16 protein-coding genes are annotated in these 17,028 nt (G+C 34.7%); 12 read left to right on the forward strand and 4 right to left on the reverse strand.

Annotation, left to right across the window (positions count from 1 at the left end; genetic code table 11):
• Positions 1–30: 30 nt before the first annotated feature.
• Entirely contained in the window at positions 31–351 is a 321-nt protein-coding gene (locus QZ657_RS03650; protein ID WP_412759672.1) for a Dabb family protein, read from the reverse strand.
• Positions 352–556: 205 nt separating this feature from the next.
• On the opposite strand from QZ657_RS03650, the gene QZ657_RS03655 reads away from it, so the two are divergent.
• From QZ657_RS03655 to guaB, 7 genes are all read left to right on the forward strand, one after another.
• Positions 557–1,147: a LysE family translocator gene (locus tag QZ657_RS03655; protein WP_291965036.1), complete on the forward strand. Its 591-nt coding sequence runs from the start codon at positions 557–559 to the stop codon at positions 1,145–1,147.
• Positions 1,148–1,200: 53 nt separating this feature from the next.
• Positions 1,201–2,070 (forward strand): hydroxymethylglutaryl-CoA lyase, encoded by an 870-nt coding sequence (locus QZ657_RS03660; protein ID WP_291961466.1) that lies wholly within the window; start codon positions 1,201–1,203, stop codon positions 2,068–2,070.
• Between the two features lie 142 nt (positions 2,071–2,212).
• A complete protein-coding gene (locus QZ657_RS03665; protein WP_291965038.1) occupies positions 2,213–3,448 on the forward strand; it encodes a DUF4856 domain-containing protein in 1,236 nt (411 codons plus the stop codon).
• A gap of 95 nt (positions 3,449–3,543) precedes the next feature.
• Positions 3,544–4,677, forward strand: a complete 1,134-nt coding sequence (locus tag QZ657_RS03670; RefSeq protein ID WP_291965040.1) for an imelysin family protein — start codon at positions 3,544–3,546, stop codon at positions 4,675–4,677.
• Positions 4,677–6,044 carry an HTTM domain-containing protein gene (locus QZ657_RS03675; protein ID WP_291965041.1) on the forward strand — a complete coding sequence of 456 codons (1,368 nt, stop codon included), beginning with the start codon at positions 4,677–4,679 and terminating at the stop codon, positions 6,042–6,044. Before QZ657_RS03670 ends, QZ657_RS03675 begins: the two co-directional genes overlap by 1 nt.
• The gene (locus QZ657_RS03680) at positions 6,025–8,496 is read left to right on the forward strand and encodes a TonB-dependent receptor domain-containing protein (protein ID WP_291965042.1); all 2,472 of its coding nucleotides are present in this window, start codon (positions 6,025–6,027) and stop codon (positions 8,494–8,496) included. The genes QZ657_RS03675 and QZ657_RS03680 overlap by 20 nt, the downstream gene beginning before the upstream one ends.
• Positions 8,497–8,640: 144 nt before the next feature.
• Positions 8,641–10,113 (forward strand): IMP dehydrogenase, encoded by a 1,473-nt coding sequence (gene guaB / locus QZ657_RS03685; RefSeq protein ID WP_291965044.1) that lies wholly within the window; start codon positions 8,641–8,643, stop codon positions 10,111–10,113.
• A gap of 60 nt (positions 10,114–10,173) precedes the next feature.
• On the opposite strand, the gene QZ657_RS03690 is transcribed toward guaB, so the two are convergent.
• Positions 10,174–10,710: a thioredoxin family protein gene (locus QZ657_RS03690; protein ID WP_291965045.1), complete on the reverse strand. Its 537-nt coding sequence runs from the start codon at positions 10,708–10,710 to the stop codon at positions 10,174–10,176.
• 60 nt (positions 10,711–10,770) lie between these two features.
• Positions 10,771–12,009 carry a diaminopimelate decarboxylase gene (lysA, locus tag QZ657_RS03695; RefSeq protein WP_291965046.1) on the reverse strand — a complete coding sequence of 413 codons (1,239 nt, stop codon included), beginning with the start codon at positions 12,007–12,009 and terminating at the stop codon, positions 10,771–10,773.
• A 154-nt stretch (positions 12,010–12,163) separates the two neighbouring features.
• Between lysA and QZ657_RS03700 the strand changes: the two genes are divergently transcribed.
• From QZ657_RS03700 to QZ657_RS03715, 4 genes are all read left to right on the forward strand, one after another.
• Positions 12,164–12,802, forward strand: a complete 639-nt coding sequence (locus QZ657_RS03700; protein WP_291959788.1) for an LON peptidase substrate-binding domain-containing protein — start codon at positions 12,164–12,166, stop codon at positions 12,800–12,802.
• A gap of 151 nt (positions 12,803–12,953) precedes the next feature.
• Positions 12,954–14,147: an ADP-forming succinate--CoA ligase subunit beta gene (gene sucC / locus QZ657_RS03705; protein WP_276471943.1), complete on the forward strand. Its 1,194-nt coding sequence runs from the start codon at positions 12,954–12,956 to the stop codon at positions 14,145–14,147.
• 227 nt (positions 14,148–14,374) lie between these two features.
• A complete protein-coding gene (locus QZ657_RS03710) occupies positions 14,375–14,710 on the forward strand; it encodes a hypothetical protein (protein WP_291965048.1) in 336 nt (111 codons plus the stop codon).
• Between the two features lie 362 nt (positions 14,711–15,072).
• Positions 15,073–15,408, forward strand: a complete 336-nt coding sequence (locus tag QZ657_RS03715; RefSeq protein ID WP_291959794.1) for a hypothetical protein — start codon at positions 15,073–15,075, stop codon at positions 15,406–15,408.
• Between the two features lie 47 nt (positions 15,409–15,455).
• Here QZ657_RS03715 and QZ657_RS03720 read toward each other — a convergent pair whose 3' ends face one another.
• The gene (locus QZ657_RS03720; RefSeq protein WP_276471946.1) at positions 15,456–15,833 is read right to left on the reverse strand and encodes a DUF1456 family protein; all 378 of its coding nucleotides are present in this window, start codon (positions 15,831–15,833) and stop codon (positions 15,456–15,458) included.
• A 787-nt stretch (positions 15,834–16,620) separates the two neighbouring features.
• On the opposite strand from QZ657_RS03720, the gene QZ657_RS03725 reads away from it, so the two are divergent.
• Positions 16,621–17,013, forward strand: coding sequence for a hypothetical protein (locus tag QZ657_RS03725; protein WP_291965050.1), 393 nt, complete (start codon positions 16,621–16,623; stop codon positions 17,011–17,013).
• The last annotated feature ends 15 nt before the right edge of the window (positions 17,014–17,028 follow it).

The raw sequence follows: 17,028 nt of genomic DNA on the forward strand, positions 1-17,028 counted from the left end.
TTCTGCAAGGGCCTTTTTAATTAAATGCCTTTATTGTTTGGTCCAATAATCTACCACAAATACATCTTCTAAAATCGGAGTCAATAAAGCTACAAAAGCTTTGTGGTCTGGGTGAGGTAAATATATGGCCCGGTCTTCTTCGCTTTTAAAAGTTAGAAAAAAGGCGTGTGTAAATCCTTTGTTCAAACCTTCCGGACTATTGTTCAATCCCCATTCATAACCTTTGATCTGTTCAATCTTTGAAGGTAAAGCGCTGAAAGCTTCTTCAATTTTTTTAATTTGGTCAGCTTTGGTGCTTTCTTTGAATTTAAAAAATACGGTGTGCCTTAACAGGCTGTCGTTTTCAATCATAATAGTAGGGATTATATGTTTGTACGGATTGGCTAGAGCCTTTACGGTAAAGGATATGGTAATGAATAATAGAAGTGCTTTAATTTTCATAATGTATCAATTTTTAATTTAGATATTAAATGTAGGTGTAATTAACGGTAATTCGTAATTTACGAATTAAACTACAACCCTTATATTGAATTACGAGGTCTTACTAGCTTTTATTATGGCAACTTTTGTTCTGGCACTTTCACCGGGTCCGGATAATATTTTTGTACTTATTCAAAGTATTGGCAATGGTAAAAAATACGGATTGGCAGTTGTTGCAGGTTTAATGACCGGTTGTTTGGTGCATACCACATTTCTTGCTTTTGGGGTCTCGGCCCTTATTAAAAATAGTCCGGCCGTTTTTACGGCGATCAAAGTGTTTGGTGCTGCCTATTTGCTTTATCTGGCTATTATGGTATATAGGGCCGGAGATGCTATCGCATTAAATGGAAATGTTGAAAATGCTAAAAGTGTACCCAGATTATTTCGTCAAGGATTTATTATGAATGTACTTAATCCAAAAGTGACTATTTTTTTTCTTGCTTTTTTTCCGGGCTTTTTATTTTCGGATACTTTAAGCACTGTGATTCAATTTTATGTGCTGGGCTTTCTTTTTATTTTGGTTGCTTCTATTGTCTTTAGTGCTATAGCCATATTGGCAGGTACCATATCTAGTGTTTTATCTTCAAATAAAAGGACTGGTAGTATACTGAAGTGGGGGCAAATTATCGCCTTTATAGCTATTGCGATTTATTTATTAATTGGTTAGTTTATTTACGGTATTAATAGGAGATACTTGTTCAGAGTTCGTATTTTTACGAAATGTCTAATTCAGAGATTAAAATAGTAGAGTGTCCTAGAGATGCCATGCAAGGCATAAAACAATTTATACCTACAGATGAGAAGGTAAGGTACATTCAATCTTTATTAGGTTGTGGATTTGATACTATAGATTTTGGAAGTTTTGTATCGCCAAAAGCAATACCGCAGATGGTAGATACGGCCGAGGTTTTGTCAAAACTAGATTTATCGAAGTCTAACTCAAAGTTACTCGCTATAGTTGCAAATGTTCGTGGTGCGGAAGATGCCGTTATGCATCCTGAAATTGATTTTTTGGGCTTCCCTTTTTCCATTTCAGAGAATTTTCAAATGAGAAATACCCATAAGACCATTGCTCAATCCGTTGAAACGTTACAAGAGATTTTTAATATAGCCGATGCAGCCAACAAAGAGGTGGTAACGTACATATCCATGGGTTTTGGAAATCCTTATGGTGATCCTTGGAATGTTGAAATTGTTGGTGAATGGACAGAAAGACTGGCGAAAATGGGAGCCAAAATATTATCGTTGTCAGATACCGTGGGGTCATCTGATCCAGAAACTATTTCTTATTTGTTTTCTAACTTAATCCCTAAATACCCTAATATTGAATTTGGTGCGCACCTGCATACCACACCTACAAAATGGCATGAAAAGGTTGCTGCGGCATATGAATCTGGCTGCAAACGTTTTGATGGTGCTGTTCAAGGTTTTGGTGGCTGCCCTATGGCCAAAGATGATTTAACCGGTAACATGCCAACAGAGAAAATGCTATCTTACTTTACTGCTCAAAAAGTTGTTACAGGGGTAAATGCAATGACATTTGAGGCTTCTTATAACAAGGCTACAGAGTTATTTTCCGCTTATCACTAAAGCAATCTTTTAGAAATCACACAGATAGTTCGTATTTTCTAATTTTATTTAGATTTACTAAAGATAAGCTTGTTTTGTATGTAAACATGTTATACGTTTGCATTGTTATTTGAAACAAGTCTAAATAAAAATTGATAGTAAAATGAATAAATATTTTTTGGCAATTACCGCAGTTGTTGGTTTAACCTTTGCTTCTTGTAGTTCTGATGATGATGGTTTGGAGCTATCACCATGTGATAATTGTTTTGTTGAATTTGATGTGCCGGATTCTTATGAATTTACTAGAAACGGTGTTTCTACGGTTAATTTTGGTGGGCAAACAACCAGAATTAAAATGGGGCAGGAGCTTTTGTCCAACTTTAATATTCCAACCAAAACGGTAGAAGATTTAAATAGAATGTTCGCTCATGTTGAGGGAGAAATTGATTTTGAGGAAGCGGCACTAAACGAATCCGATAAAAACCTTCGTAGTAAAGTGGCAGCTTCTGCAGATTATTTTTCTACAAATGCAACCGATCAAGCTTTAATTAGAAGTGATTTTGATGAATTTATTAGCGCACAGGTTACAGAGGTTTATCCAAATTTTGAGGTAGCTGCTGTTGCTGGTCAACCAGGGCAATTAGCTGATGGGGAAAGTACACGATATGTAAATGCCAATGGTTTGGAATACAACCAACTATTTGCAAAATCATTGATAGGTGGACTAATGACGGACCAAATACTTAACAACTATTTAAGTACAGCTGTTTTGGACGAGGCCGATAATGTTGAAAATAATGACGCCGATGTAGTGGAAGAGGGTAAAGATTATACTACAATGGAGCATAAATGGGATGAAGCTTATGGTTATGCCTATGGTTTAAATGCTGATCAAGCTAACCCTAACGCAGATTTGGGAGCAGATAGTTTCTTGAACGAATATATGGAACGTGTCAATGCAGATGCTGATTTTGAAGGTATAGCAGAGGATATATTTGATGCATATAAATTAGGTCGTGCCGCAATCGTTGCAAAAGATTACGCGGTTAGAAATCAACAAGCGGAAATCATCAAAGAGAATATTTCTAAGGTAATTGCGGTTAGAGGGGTTTATTATTTACAAAATGGTAAAACTAAATTAGAAGGAGAATCAGCGAACATAGGCGGTGCGTTCCATGCACTTTCAGAAGCTTATGGTTTTATTTATAGTTTACAGTTTACAAGAAAGCCTAATACTTCAGAGCCCTATTTTACAAAGGAAGAAGTAGATGCGTTACTTGTAGATTTATTGGATGACGGAGAAAACGGACTTTGGGATGTGGAAGCAGCTACATTAGATGGTATTTCCGCTGACATTGCCGCAAGATTTGGTTTTACGGTAGAACAAGCTGCTGAATAAGATGGTTTAAATTCAATAAAAAAGCAATTCAATCTTATATAGAATGAATTGCTTTTTTTATTTTTGCATTTAATTAGAATAAATAAAAATAATAAATGAAAAAGGTTGTTGTAATTTTTTGTGTTTTAGCCCTGGCATGGGCATGTTCTAGTGATAGTACAGAGGATGAAGAGGTAATAATTCCAGGTGAGAAAGAAGAAGTTTCTTTTGAGCGTAGTGCAATGTTGATCAATTGGGCAGATAATATTATTATTCCTTCCTACGAAGCCTTTTCTGCTGATATGGAAGGTTTGTTGAGTGCATTCAATACGTTTAAAGCAGATGTCAATGAAAGTAATTTAATCGCTTTGCGTGCATCATGGTTAACCGCATACAAGTCTTGGCAGCATGTTGAGATGTTTGAAATTGGTCCTGCAGAAACTGTAGGGTTTCAATTGAACATGAATATATATCCAACGGATAATGAGAAGATTGATGGGTTTATTGTGAATGGAAGTTATGACTTGACCTTATCCTCTAACAGAAGCGCAAAAGGATTTCCTGCTTTAGATTACTTATTGAACGGATTAGGTGATACCGATGCGGAAGTACTTGCATTCTATAATGGAGACAACAAAGAGGCTTACCTACAATATACCGAAGATATTTTAATGGATATGCAGTCTTTGACGCAAACTGTGGTATCTGATTGGACAAATGGTTATAGGGATACATTCGTTGCCAATGACGGAGCATCATCTACGGCATCTGTTGACCGTATGGTGAACGATTATATTTTTTATTACGAGAAGTATTTAAGAGCTGGTAAAATGGGAATTCCTTTAGGTGTTTTTTCCGGTAGTACCTTACCTAGAAATGTTGAGGCTTATTATGAAGCTACTATTTCTAACGATTTGTTCTTAGAAGGTTTATCTGCTGTTCAAGACTTTTTCAACGGTACTCATTTTAATTCTAGTACCCAAGGTGAAAGTTTGGCATCATATCTGGATGCATTGAATACCTTAAAAAGTGGAGAGGATTTGTCTACTTTGATCAACGGTCAATTTAATACGGCAAAAAGTATGGTGCTTGATCTTTCTGCGTTTAGAGCTGAAATTGAGAATAGCAATCCACCAACCTCCATGTTATTGGCGTATGATGAAGTGCAAAAAGCCGTACCAATGTTAAAGGTAGATATGGTTTCAGCAATGAGTATAAGTATTGATTTTGTTGATGCCGATGGTGATTAATGGAATCGTTAATAGCTAAATATATAAAAGCTCCTATAGAGACCGCCCCTTTGGCGGTCTTTCGTATTTTGTTTGGTCTAATGATGCTTTTTAGTATTGTTAGGTTTTGGAGCTATGGCTGGATCGATAAACTTTATATTAAACCACAATTTTTCTTTTCTTATTACGGGTTTGAATGGGTAAAACCATTAGGTGTTTATACCTACCTTTTTTTTCTGATTTGTGGCTTGGCGGCAGTTTTAGTAGCTCTTGGCTATCGCTATAAATTAAGTATGATCATTTTCTTTTTGAGCTTTACGTATATAGAGCTCATGGACAAAACCACATACTTAAACCATTATTACTTTATTAGTATTCTAAGCTTCTTAATGATATTTTTGCCAGCTAACGCAAACTATTCTCTAGATGCTTATTTAAATCCCAAAAGGTGCTTTCAATATATTCCAAGCTGGACAGTCAATAGTATTAAGTTGCTTTTAGGTATTGTTTATTTCTATGCCGGTCTGGCGAAATTGAATTCAGATTGGTTGTTGAACGCTATGCCCTTAAAAATCTGGTTGCCCTCCAAGTTTGATATTCCTTTGATTGGGAGTTTTATGGGAGAAGAATGGGTACAGTATTTATTTTGCTGGTCTGGGGCAATTTACGATCTTTCCATACCTTTTTTATTACTATATAAAAAAACTAGGCCATATGCATTTGTTATGGTGGTGGTATTTCACGTGCTTACAAGGGTATTGTTTCCTATTGGTATGTTCCCATATGTAATGATCGTATCCGCTTTAATATTTTTTGATGCAGCGGTTCATCGCAAAATTTTGAATTTTTTGTTTAAAATTTTTCAAATAGACGGTAGTAGATTTATTGGTCGTGATGTTTTAAAGGAGCTACAATCCAATAAATTGAGGTTAAAGCATATGATTGTCATTCTGTTTTTTATGCTACAACTGACCGTCCCTTTTAGGTATTTGTTTTATCCGGGAGAATTATTTTGGACAGAAGAAGGCTATCGTTTTTCATGGCGCGTAATGCTAATGGAAAAATCTGGCTACGCCCAATTTAAAATTGTGGACCAAGAATCTGGTCGGTGGTTTTATGTGGATAATACTGATTTTATAACTCCGTTTCAAGAAAAACAAATGGCATTTCAGCCAGATTTTATATTGGAATACGCGCATTTTCTAAAAAATCATTTTGAAGAAAACGGTCACAAGAGCGTGCAGGTATTCGTAAATTGCCAAGTTAGTCTTAATGGGCGATTAAGTACAGAATTTATTGATCCCACCATTGATTTGGCAAAAGAAAAAGAATCTTTTTTACATAAAAATTGGATAACACCGTTTAGAGATGAAATTAAAGGAATTTAGTTATTTGCTTTTATTATTTGTAGCATTTCCAGTATTTGGTCAGTTTAATATTTCTGGCCAAATAACCGATGAAGATGGTACGCCTGTTTCTGATGCAGAATTATATATTAAAGAGCTAGAGCGTTTAGAAACTACAAATTCAGAAGGTTACTACTCGGTAGAAAGTTTGTTGGCAGGTACCTACACCATTGTTGTTTTTGCCTATGAGTTTGAAATTTTGGAGCAGGATGTGGTCTTAAACGGTAATACTACTTTTAACGTAACATTGCAGCGGCTTAAAGTAAACAATCTGTCTGAAGTTGTCTTAACACAGAAGAGAGAGGAGGTCTTTAACTTAAAGCAGTTAAAAAAAGTAGAAGGTACTGCAATCTATGCCGGTAAAAAGAGCGAAGTGGTACTTTTAGAAGGTATTACCGGTAACTTAGCGGCCAATAATCCTAGACAGATATATAGCCAAGTAGTAGGTTTGAATATATATGATAATGGCGATGCCGGATTACAGTTAAATATTGGTGGTAGAGGTCTTGATCCTAATAGAACGGCTAATTTTAATACAAGGCAGAACGGCTATGATATTAGTGCAGATGTTTTAGGGTATCCAGAAAGTTATTATACACCACCGGCAGAAGCTTTGGAGGAAATTCAGGTAGTGAGGGGGGCGGCTTCCTTGCAATACGGAACACAATTTGGTGGTCTTGTAAACTTTAAGTTCAAGAAGCCTAATCCTAATAAAAAAATAGAATGGGTAAGCAGGCAAACGGTAGGGTCTTATGATTTAAAAACTTCGTTCAATAGCCTTAGTGGTACGGTAGGTAAAATAAGTTACTACACTTATTTTAATTATAAAGAGGGCAGTGGTTTTAGACCAAATTCTAATTATAATAGTAGAAATTATTTTGCTCACGTAGGGTATCAGGTTTCTGATAATACAAAACTTACCCTTGAGACCACATTTCTTAATTATTTAGCGCAACAGCCAGGTGGTCTAACAGATGCCCAGTTTATAGAAGATCCTACTTTTAGTAATAGGGAGCGAAATTGGTTCGATATTGATTGGAAATTGTATTCTTTACGTCTAGATCATAAATTTTCATCCAAAATGGATTTTAGTTTGAATGTCTTTGGATTAGATGCTTCTAGAAGCGCACTTGGTTTTCGTACCAATAGGGTATCACAGCCAGATGATTTGGAAGAACCAAGAGAATTGTTAATAGATAATTTTCAGAATTGGGGTGCAGAAGCTAGGTTGCTTACTAGGTATAAGCTTGGTGATACAGAATCTGCGCTATTGGTTGGTTCTAAAATTTATAGAACAGATAATGATCAAAGGCAAGGGCCGGGTTCAACGGCTGCAAATGCAGACTTTAATTTTGCAGATGATGAATTTCCAAATTATGAAAGACAATCTCAATTTAATTTTCCTAACTCCAATCTGGCATTCTTTGGTGAAAATATATTTAACATAACTCCCAAATTAACGCTAACACCTGGTTTTAGGTTAGAGCATATTAAAACGGAAAGTATTGGTAGTTATAAGAATATTGTGCTTGATTTGGCTGGTAATCCACTCTTAAATGAAGAAGTGGAAGATAATAGGGAATTTGATAGAACTTTCTTGTTATTAGGTTTAGGAGCTACTTATAGGTTAAATTCAAGTGTTGAGTTTTACGGTAATATTTCTCAAAACTATAGATCGGTAACATTTAGTGATATCAGGGTGGTTAACCCTACTTTTCAAATTGATGAGAATATTTCTGATGAAGATGGCTTTACTGCTGATTTAGGGTTTCGCGGCAGATATAAAAATGTGCTGTCTTATGATGTTAGTGCGTTCAGCTTGTTATACGATAATAGATTAGGAGAGATTTTAAAAAGCGAAACACAGACAAATGCCTTGGGCGAAGAAGTAGAAACAGGGAGCATAGTTCGGTTCAGGGGTAATATTGGTAAAGCTTTTATGTACGGTTTGGAAAGTTTTGCCAATTGGAGCGTTAAAGAAACGTTCTTTATGGCTAGTGACAAGCTGAAACTGAATTATTTCATGAATTTGGCGTTGACCAATTCCGAGTATTTGTCTTCAGAAGAAACCAATGTAGAGGGGAATAAAGTGGAATTTATACCAGATGTAAATTTAAAGACCGGTCTTAATTTTGGTTATGGTAACATATTGGGTAGTTTACAATATACGTATTTGTCAAGTCAGTTTACAGATGCTACCAATGCACCTCAAGATATTAATGATAATCAACGTGGTATTGAGGGGGAAATCCCGGCATATGATATTTTAGATTTTTCGTTGTCGTACACCTATAAAAATTGGAAATTGGAAACCGGTATTAACAATGTCTTGGATAATAGTTATTTTACCAGAAGGGCAACTGGTTACCCTGGCCCGGGTATCATACCTTCTGAACCTAGAACCTTTTATGCAACGTTGCAGTTTAAGCTATAATTCAATTAATAATTGACATAAATTTCCAGTAATTTATTGTAACAAAAGAAAGACCTGAATATGAAGTGATCGTTAAGGTATTTAGTAAATAAGATATCTTAACTATATTCACTATATTTGCACGCAATTAAATCCTTAATTGCTATGCAAGCCCACCAAAATAAAATTCTAGGAGAAGGTCTAACGTACGATGACGTATTATTAGTACCTGCATATTCTGAAGTGCTTCCAAGAGAAGTAAGTATTCAGACAAAATTCACAAGAAATATTACAATCAATGTACCTATCATATCGGCGGCGATGGATACGGTTACCGAATCTAGAATGGCAATTGCCATGGCTCAAGAAGGTGGTATTGGTGTGTTGCACAAGAATATGACCATTGAGCAGCAAGCCATGAAAGTGAGAAAGGTTAAGAGAGCCGAAAGCGGAATGATTTTAGATCCGGTTACGCTTCCTTTAAATTCTAAGGTGAAAGATGCCAAAGCCAATATGAAAGAATTTAGCATTGGTGGTATTCCCATTGTTGATGCAGATGGTAAATTATTAGGTATTGTAACCAATAGGGATCTACGTTTCGAAAAAAATAATGAAAGACCTATAGCTGAAGTAATGACTTCTGAAAACTTGGTTACCGCCGATGAGGGCACTTCGTTGGCCGAAGCAGAAGATATTTTACAACAACATAAAATTGAAAAATTACCGGTAGTTACGAAAGATAATATTTTAGTAGGGTTAATTACTTTTAGAGATATAACGAAGTTGACTCAAAAACCAATTGCGAACAAAGATCAGTATGGTCGTTTGCGTGTGGCAGCTGCGCTAGGTGTAACCGCAGATGCAGTTGATAGGGCTGAAGCTTTGGTCAATGCAGGGGTAGATGCGGTAGTTATAGATACGGCCCATGGTCATACAAAAGGTGTGGTTTCCGTATTACAAGAAGTAAAAAAGAAATTTCCTGAATTAGATGTTATCGTGGGTAACATTGCTACGGGCGAGGCTGCCAAGTATTTAGTAGATGCTGGTGCAGATGCAGTTAAGGTTGGTATTGGACCTGGTTCTATCTGTACTACTAGGGTAGTAGCGGGTGTTGGTTTTCCTCAATTTTCTGCAGTTTTGGAAGTTGCAGCGGCCATAAAGGGTTCTGGTGTTCCTGTAATTGCAGATGGAGGTATACGTTACACGGGAGATATTCCAAAGGCTATTGCCGCAGGTGCTGATACTGTAATGTTAGGCTCACTATTGGCAGGTACAAAAGAATCTCCTGGAGAAACCATTATCTATGAAGGTAGAAAATTTAAGTCTTACCGTGGTATGGGTTCTGTTGAAGCTATGAAGCAGGGTAGTAAGGACCGTTATTTTCAAGATGTTGAAGATGATATCAAAAAATTGGTACCGGAGGGTATTGTTGGTCGTGTACCTTATAAAGGAGAGTTATACGAAAGTATTCATCAGTTCATTGGCGGTCTAAAAGCTGGTATGGGATATTGTGGAGCAAAGGATATTGCTACTTTACAAGATAATGGAAGGTTCGTTAAAATTACGGCAAGCGGTATCAATGAAAGTCACCCGCATGATGTTACCATTACAAAAGAAAGTCCTAATTATAGTAGATAGAAAATAAATAGTATTAGGTATAAAAAAAAAAGAGGTCTATAAGACCTCTTTTTTTTATACTTATTTACCGGCTTCACCAGTATAGGCCTTCCAGTCTTTTTCTTTGTAGATATCGCTACCAAAATAGCGTGCAATTTCTAAGAATGGTTCTGGCTTTTGATAACCAGGTATTGGAGAAAGCATGTTTAATTCTTCGTCCAAGAAAATAGTAGTTGGGTAACTTAGTCTACCTTGCATCAAGGCAGCTGCAAATTCATGGTACCCCTTTCTTCCTGATGGCACAAATTTATATGTCTTTCCTTTATATTCTATAGGATCCTTGCCTTCTCCATCAAACTTTACCATATAGTAGTTTTCAGCCATATAAGCTGCTACTTCTGGATTTTGAAATGTATCCTTATCCATTTTCTTGCACCAACCACACCAATCTGTGTACACGTCAATGAAGACTTTCTTTGGGTTTTCATCCGTTGTTGATAATGCAGCAGCTTCATCCCAAGAAATCCAATTTACCTCTTGTGCATAACTTGCGGCCGAAACAAATAGTACGGCTAAAAATAAAACTGATTTTGAAAAAGAGAAAGAATACGCCTTCATGGTTTTTTTTTGAGTGTTTAGTCCAACAATTATACCAAAACTAACGTATTTTGCACAGCTTTATTTCACTTTGGCAGTTTGTTTAACACTGAACAAATCTTTTACATCAACCTGATTACGAATTAAATCGTCAAAAGTTTCTCTTTCGCGTATAAGAATTGCCTTCCCTTTATGCCAAAGAACTTCTGGCGGTCTAAATCTTGAATTGTAGTTACTTGCCATTGTAAAGCAATATGCACCTGCATTTTTAAAGCAAAGAATATCACCTTCGGTTATTTCGTTTATTCTTTTGTTACTTGCAAAGGTATCGGTCTCGCAGATATAACCTACAACAGAGTAATAGCGTTCTCTACCTTTTGGATTAGAGATGTTTTTAATGGTATGTGTTGCACCATAAAGCATAGGTCTTATTAAATGGTTGAATCCAGAATCTACACTTGCAAATACGGTTGAAGTGGTTTGTTTTACCACATTTACTTTGGCAAGAAATACACCGGCTTCGCTAACTAAAAATTTACCAGGCTCAAAAGCTAAGGTTAAATCTTTGCCATATTCGTTACAAAACTCATTAAAACGTGTGCTTAATTTTTTTCCTAGTTCTTCAACATTGGTTTCAATATCACCTTCTTTATAGGGTACTTTAAAACCACTGCCAAAATCAATAAAATCAAGGTTTTTAAAATTACGTGCTGTTTCAAATAATATTTCAGATGCATATAAGAATACGTCAATGTCCAAAATATCACTTCCGGTATGCATGTGTATACCGTTAATGTTCATTTTGGTCAATTCTACGATTCTTAGAAGATGCGGAATCTGATGAATACTAATACCGAATTTAGAATCTATGTGACCTACGGAAATATTAGAATTACCGCCTGCCATTACATGTGGATTAATTCTTATACAAACAGGAATGTTTGGATGCTTGCTACCAAATTGCTCTAATATGGAAAGGTTATCTATATTTATGCGAACACCCAATTTAGCGGCTTGTTCAATTTCCTCTAAAGAAACTCCATTGGGGGTGAAAATGATAGACTCCGGTTTAAAACCAGCTAATAAACCTAATTGTACCTCTTGTATAGATACGGTATCCAAGCCACTTCCAAGACTGTTCATCAATCTTAAAATAGTAATATTAGATAGTGCCTTTGCTGCATAATTAAGTTTCAGTTTCTTTACTGAGCCAAATGCCTTGGTCAATCTATTGAATTGTGAAACTATTTTTTCCGAGTCATAAACATACACCGGATCACCGTAGGTTTTTGCAATTTGCAATAAATCCTCATTTCTCATGCTATCTATATTTTTTGCTAAAATACTTTTCTAAATCTTTAAGAACAAAAATAATAACATAAATACAATAAAAATAACAAATTGTGATATATGGAACAATGGCTTCAGGGTATTAATTTTTGGTGCTCAATAAACCTCTTTGTACATTTAGCACATGAGATTACCATTATTTCCTTTGCAGTCTATTTTTTTTCCGGGAGAAACCGTGCCGTTACATGTTTTTGAAGATCGTTATAAACAGTTGATTAACGATTGCAGAAATGAGGCCATTACATTTGGCATACCGGTTTTCATCAATAATAAAATGGAATATGGGGTAGAGGTACAATTGGTAGAAGTGGTTACAACCTATGAGGGCGGAGAGATGGATGTAGTCTGTGTAGCTCGGCAAGTATTTAAATTGTTGGCTTTTGATAATGTAATGGATGATAAATTGTACGCCGGCGGTATTGTAAAATTGATGGAATACGATTATGAGGCAACCGATGAAAAAAAACAGACGATAATTAACGGTATAGAACAATTATATGCTATTATGGACGTACCCTATACAAAACTTAATGTAAAGGAGTTTAATAGTTTTACCTTGGCACATAAAATTGGGTTGTCTTTTGAACAAGAATACCAATTATTACAGATACCTACAGAAAATGACCGGCTTAATTTTATAGGTCTTCATCTGACGTCGACTATAACAGTATTGTCAGAAGTAAATAGAACTAAAAAGACTATTGAGTTAAATGGTCATTTTAAAAATTTTGACCCATTAGATTTTAAAGATTTGGAGATTTAAACCAATTTTTAAATGAAAAATTCACTTGTTTTCTATTTGTTTTGTGTTTTTAAGGAGATAATTCTGTTAGTTATTCTAATTAATCTCCTGTATTTTTAAATAATTACTTCGTGTTTCCTATTTTTGCTTAACATTTAAATTCACCATATATATGAACCTTCACGAATATCAAGGAAAAGAGATATTAGCAAGTTTTGGGGTGCGCATCCAAAGAGGAATAGTTGCCCAAAATGCAAAAGAGGCTGTTGAAGCTGCAAAGCAATTAACCGCTGAAACCGGAACTGGATGGCACGTTATTAAAGCACAAGTACACGCAGGTGGTCGTGGTAAAGGTGGTGGTGTAAAATTGGCCAAAAACCTTAAAGAGGTAGAAGAAATAGCAAACCAAATCATTGGTATGAACTTGATTACTCCGCAAACTTCTGCAGAGGGTAAAAAAGTACATCAAGTATTGGTTGCTGAGGATGTTTATTACCCAGGCGAGAGTGAAACGAGCGAGTTTTACATGTCAGTTCTATTAAATAGGGCTACTGGTAAGAACATGATCATGTATTCTACCGAAGGTGGTATGGACATTGAAGAGGTTGCAGAAAGTACTCCGCATTTAATATTTACAGAGGAAATTGATCCAGCAACGGGCCTTTTAGGATTTCAAGCAAGAAAGATTGCTTTTAACCTAGGTTTGTCCGGTACTGCTTTTAAAGAGATGACCAAATTTGTAGCTGCTCTATATAAGGCATATGTTGAAAGTGATTCTAGCATGTTCGAAATCAACCCTGTTTTAAAGACATCGGATGATTTGATCATGGCTGTTGATGCTAAAGTTTCTATTGATGATAACGCTCTATACCGTAGAAAGCAATATGCAGAAATGCGCGATCTTAGAGAAGAGAATCCTATTGAGGTAGAAGCTAGGGAAGTAGGATTAAACTATGTTGACCTAGACGGTAACGTTGGTTGTATGGTTAACGGTGCTGGTCTTGCAATGGCAACAATGGATTTGATTAAAATGGCAGGTGGAGAGCCAGCTAACTTTTTAGATGTTGGTGGTACTGCAGATGCAAAAAGAGTTGAAGAAGCTTTTAGAATTATTTTAAAAGATCCTAATGTAAAAGCAATTTTAATCAACATTTTTGGTGGTATCGTTCGTTGTGATCGTGTAGCACAGGGTGTTGTTGATGCGTATAAAAATATGGGAGATTCAATGCAGGTGCCAATCATCGTAAGGTTGCAAGGTACCAATGCAGAATTAGCGAAAGAGATTATTGACAATTCTGGTCTTGCAGTTCAATCGGCTGTACAATTCCAAGAAGCTGCTGATAAGGTAAAAGAAGTATTGGCTTAGTACCGTTTCTTTTAGTACAATTTAAAGACCACTCCATTAGAGTGGTCTTTTTTTTGACCTTAATTATACGTTCAAATTATTGAAAATGTAGTTTATAATGTATAAATCTGCATATATTATTATTTCAATATTAAATTGATGTTAAAATTATCATATTATTATTTTTAATCCTTTATTTTGTGATATACGTAATATATCAATAATTTCTAACCTTAAAAATATATAATATGAAAAAAGTCAAAATTTTATTAATCGCAATGCTCACATTTAGCGCAGGAACAATTGCCGCACATGATAAAGAGTTCAATGATGATAAGGGAACAAAGTGGATAACCACTCAAATTCATGAAATGTTGGCCAATGAGGATATACCTAATCAAATTAGAGGTGCAAAAGCCGAGATTAAAATTGCTGTTGCCGATGATGGTATGTACAGATTATTATCCATTAAATCTAACAATAGTCATTTAAAGGAATTTTTAAAGAAAGGGATAGATTTTGAAAATCTTGTACCGGGAAATACGGACTTAGTCTACGTTATTCCAATAGAAATAGCAGATTAGATTAATTACTGTTTATCAATTTTAAAGAACGCCTAGAGGCGTTCTTTTTTTATTTATAAAAATGAAATATTTGCTTGGATGGAAATTATTGTATGTTTTATTTTAAGTAATCGTAATTATAAAACAAGGCAATCTATATTTTATGTTACTTAAATGAAATTATGGTTAAGGCTTTAAAATCCTATTTTTTTGAATGATTTGTATTTCTAAATTTGAAATGTAATTGAAGAATTACTATTAAAGAGATGTTAAAATGAATTTAAATTGTAACATTCTTATTTTATAATCGTCTTTTTAGTAATTCATCATCAATCAATTAATAATCATACTTCAGAAAATCTGAGGTAAAAAAACAAAAAGTCATGAGAAAATTAAGTTTAGTAGTCGTAGCTGCAATGCTACTTGCAACAGGTAATGTATTAGCAAACGATGTAAAAGGTGAGAACCCTTCTAAAAATCTATCCACACAGATTTCAGAAATGTTAACGGAGAATACTTTCTCTGAAGAGCATAAAGATTTAACCGCCCAGGTTCGTTTTACTTTGAACGCTGAGGGGGAAATTGTTGTGTTATCCGTAAATTCTGAATCTGATAAGATGGAAAGTTTTGTCAAAAATAAATTAAACTATAAAAAGGTTAATTTGACAAACGTAAAGGAGGGTAAAGTGTATACCATACCTGTACGAATAGAGGTGTAGTTTATGGACTTAGGCTAAAAAAAATCATAATACACCCCGGCGGTGTATTATGATTTTTTCTTGTTTTTATACTTTACGGAGCTAATGGCAGTATCTACCTTTTTCATTTGCTTTGTTTTAAAATCTTTTCTTTCATTATTTTTTTGAACGGGTCTTTTGCTGCTAGTTGACATAGCCAGCAAAACTTCTCCCGGTATTTTAGGAGCATCTTTTGTGCCGCGTAGATGAAGAACTAAACCGTTTAAAAAGTTGCGTAAAACCTGATCACCACATTCCATGTAATTAGGGTGATCTTCATTTCTAAAGAAGGCACCCAATTCGCTTTTAGAAATTTTGAAGTCTACCAGCTGTAAAATTTCAACGATTTGGTCATCTCTGAATTTTAACGCTACCCTTAGTTTTTTAAATATATCATTATTTGTCATACCGCAATTTTAAGGACTGCAAGTTATTATAAAAATATGACCTGTTAACGGCTTAGTCGTATTTATAGACCTGTTGTCTACATAGATAGATTTATGGTACTAAAGAGACCAATTTTTTCGGTAGAAATTTATTCCTATGCCGCATACATATGTAACCATGAATGTAGAAATGATAAATTTATCATTTCTGTTTCCAGGTTAAATGACCCATACGCACGACTATTTATAAGTTATGTTAACCTGCTTACGACCACCTTAGAAATTCTTTAGCGGTTTTTTAGCTTCTTACTGATTAATTTCTTAGAATAATCTTACAATTTTCTATAATTCTGGATTAGATATTTTGTTAATATTATTGATTGGCAGGTCGTTTAATCGATAATATGAGGTGTTTCGTCGAGAACACTTTTCAGATTATCCAAAAAGAGGTTTCCCTATATATTATTCATGCTTTTCAACCGTTATATTTGTAGGAATTATCTTATATGTTTATAAATGAAAAGAAAATTAATAAATGGCTTATTGCTTTTTTTAGTGTTTGTTGTGTTTTTAATTAGTGTAGGATCTGTTTTTGTAGAACTATAACCAAGTTAGCTGTATAAAATTGAATTGTCATTACTATTCATTTTGGCAATTCTTGTAACCTTAGGCTATTTGATTTTTAGTTGAGGTTCATATTAGCCATTAATTGCACAAACAATAATGCATGTTGTTATAAAAGGCATTTAGTAAGCATTTATATGAAGGATAGCGAATATAGAGAATGAAGAATATATAATTGCAGATTATGGGGGGAGATATGATAAAGCTTAAGATTATATCAGGTATGATTAAATCTTCAATAATTAATAATGGCTTAGAGCAAACTGAATATGAATTCATTTGTTGTATAGGTCAACAATTGGGTCTTAACCAGCAAGTTATTGATACCTATGTAGAGGATAATGATATATTTATATTACCTGATTCTATGGAAAGTAAAATTTTAAAATTTTACAAAACGGCTTTACGTGATAAGAATCTATGCCAAAACTATTATAAATGGATCAGAAATTCTTACCGTCAGGGTATGGCCATGGGCCTACCAAAAAAAATAATAAGAAAGTTTATATATGATTTGCATTTTTCTGAAGATGGTATTCAAGGAGAACGTATAATTAAGAACTATTTTTTAAAGTAAAAGGCACACAATATT

The organism is Maribacter sp., from assembly GCA_020629415.1.
GTDB classification, from domain to species: Bacteria; Bacteroidota; Bacteroidia; order Flavobacteriales; family Flavobacteriaceae; genus Maribacter; species Maribacter huludaoensis.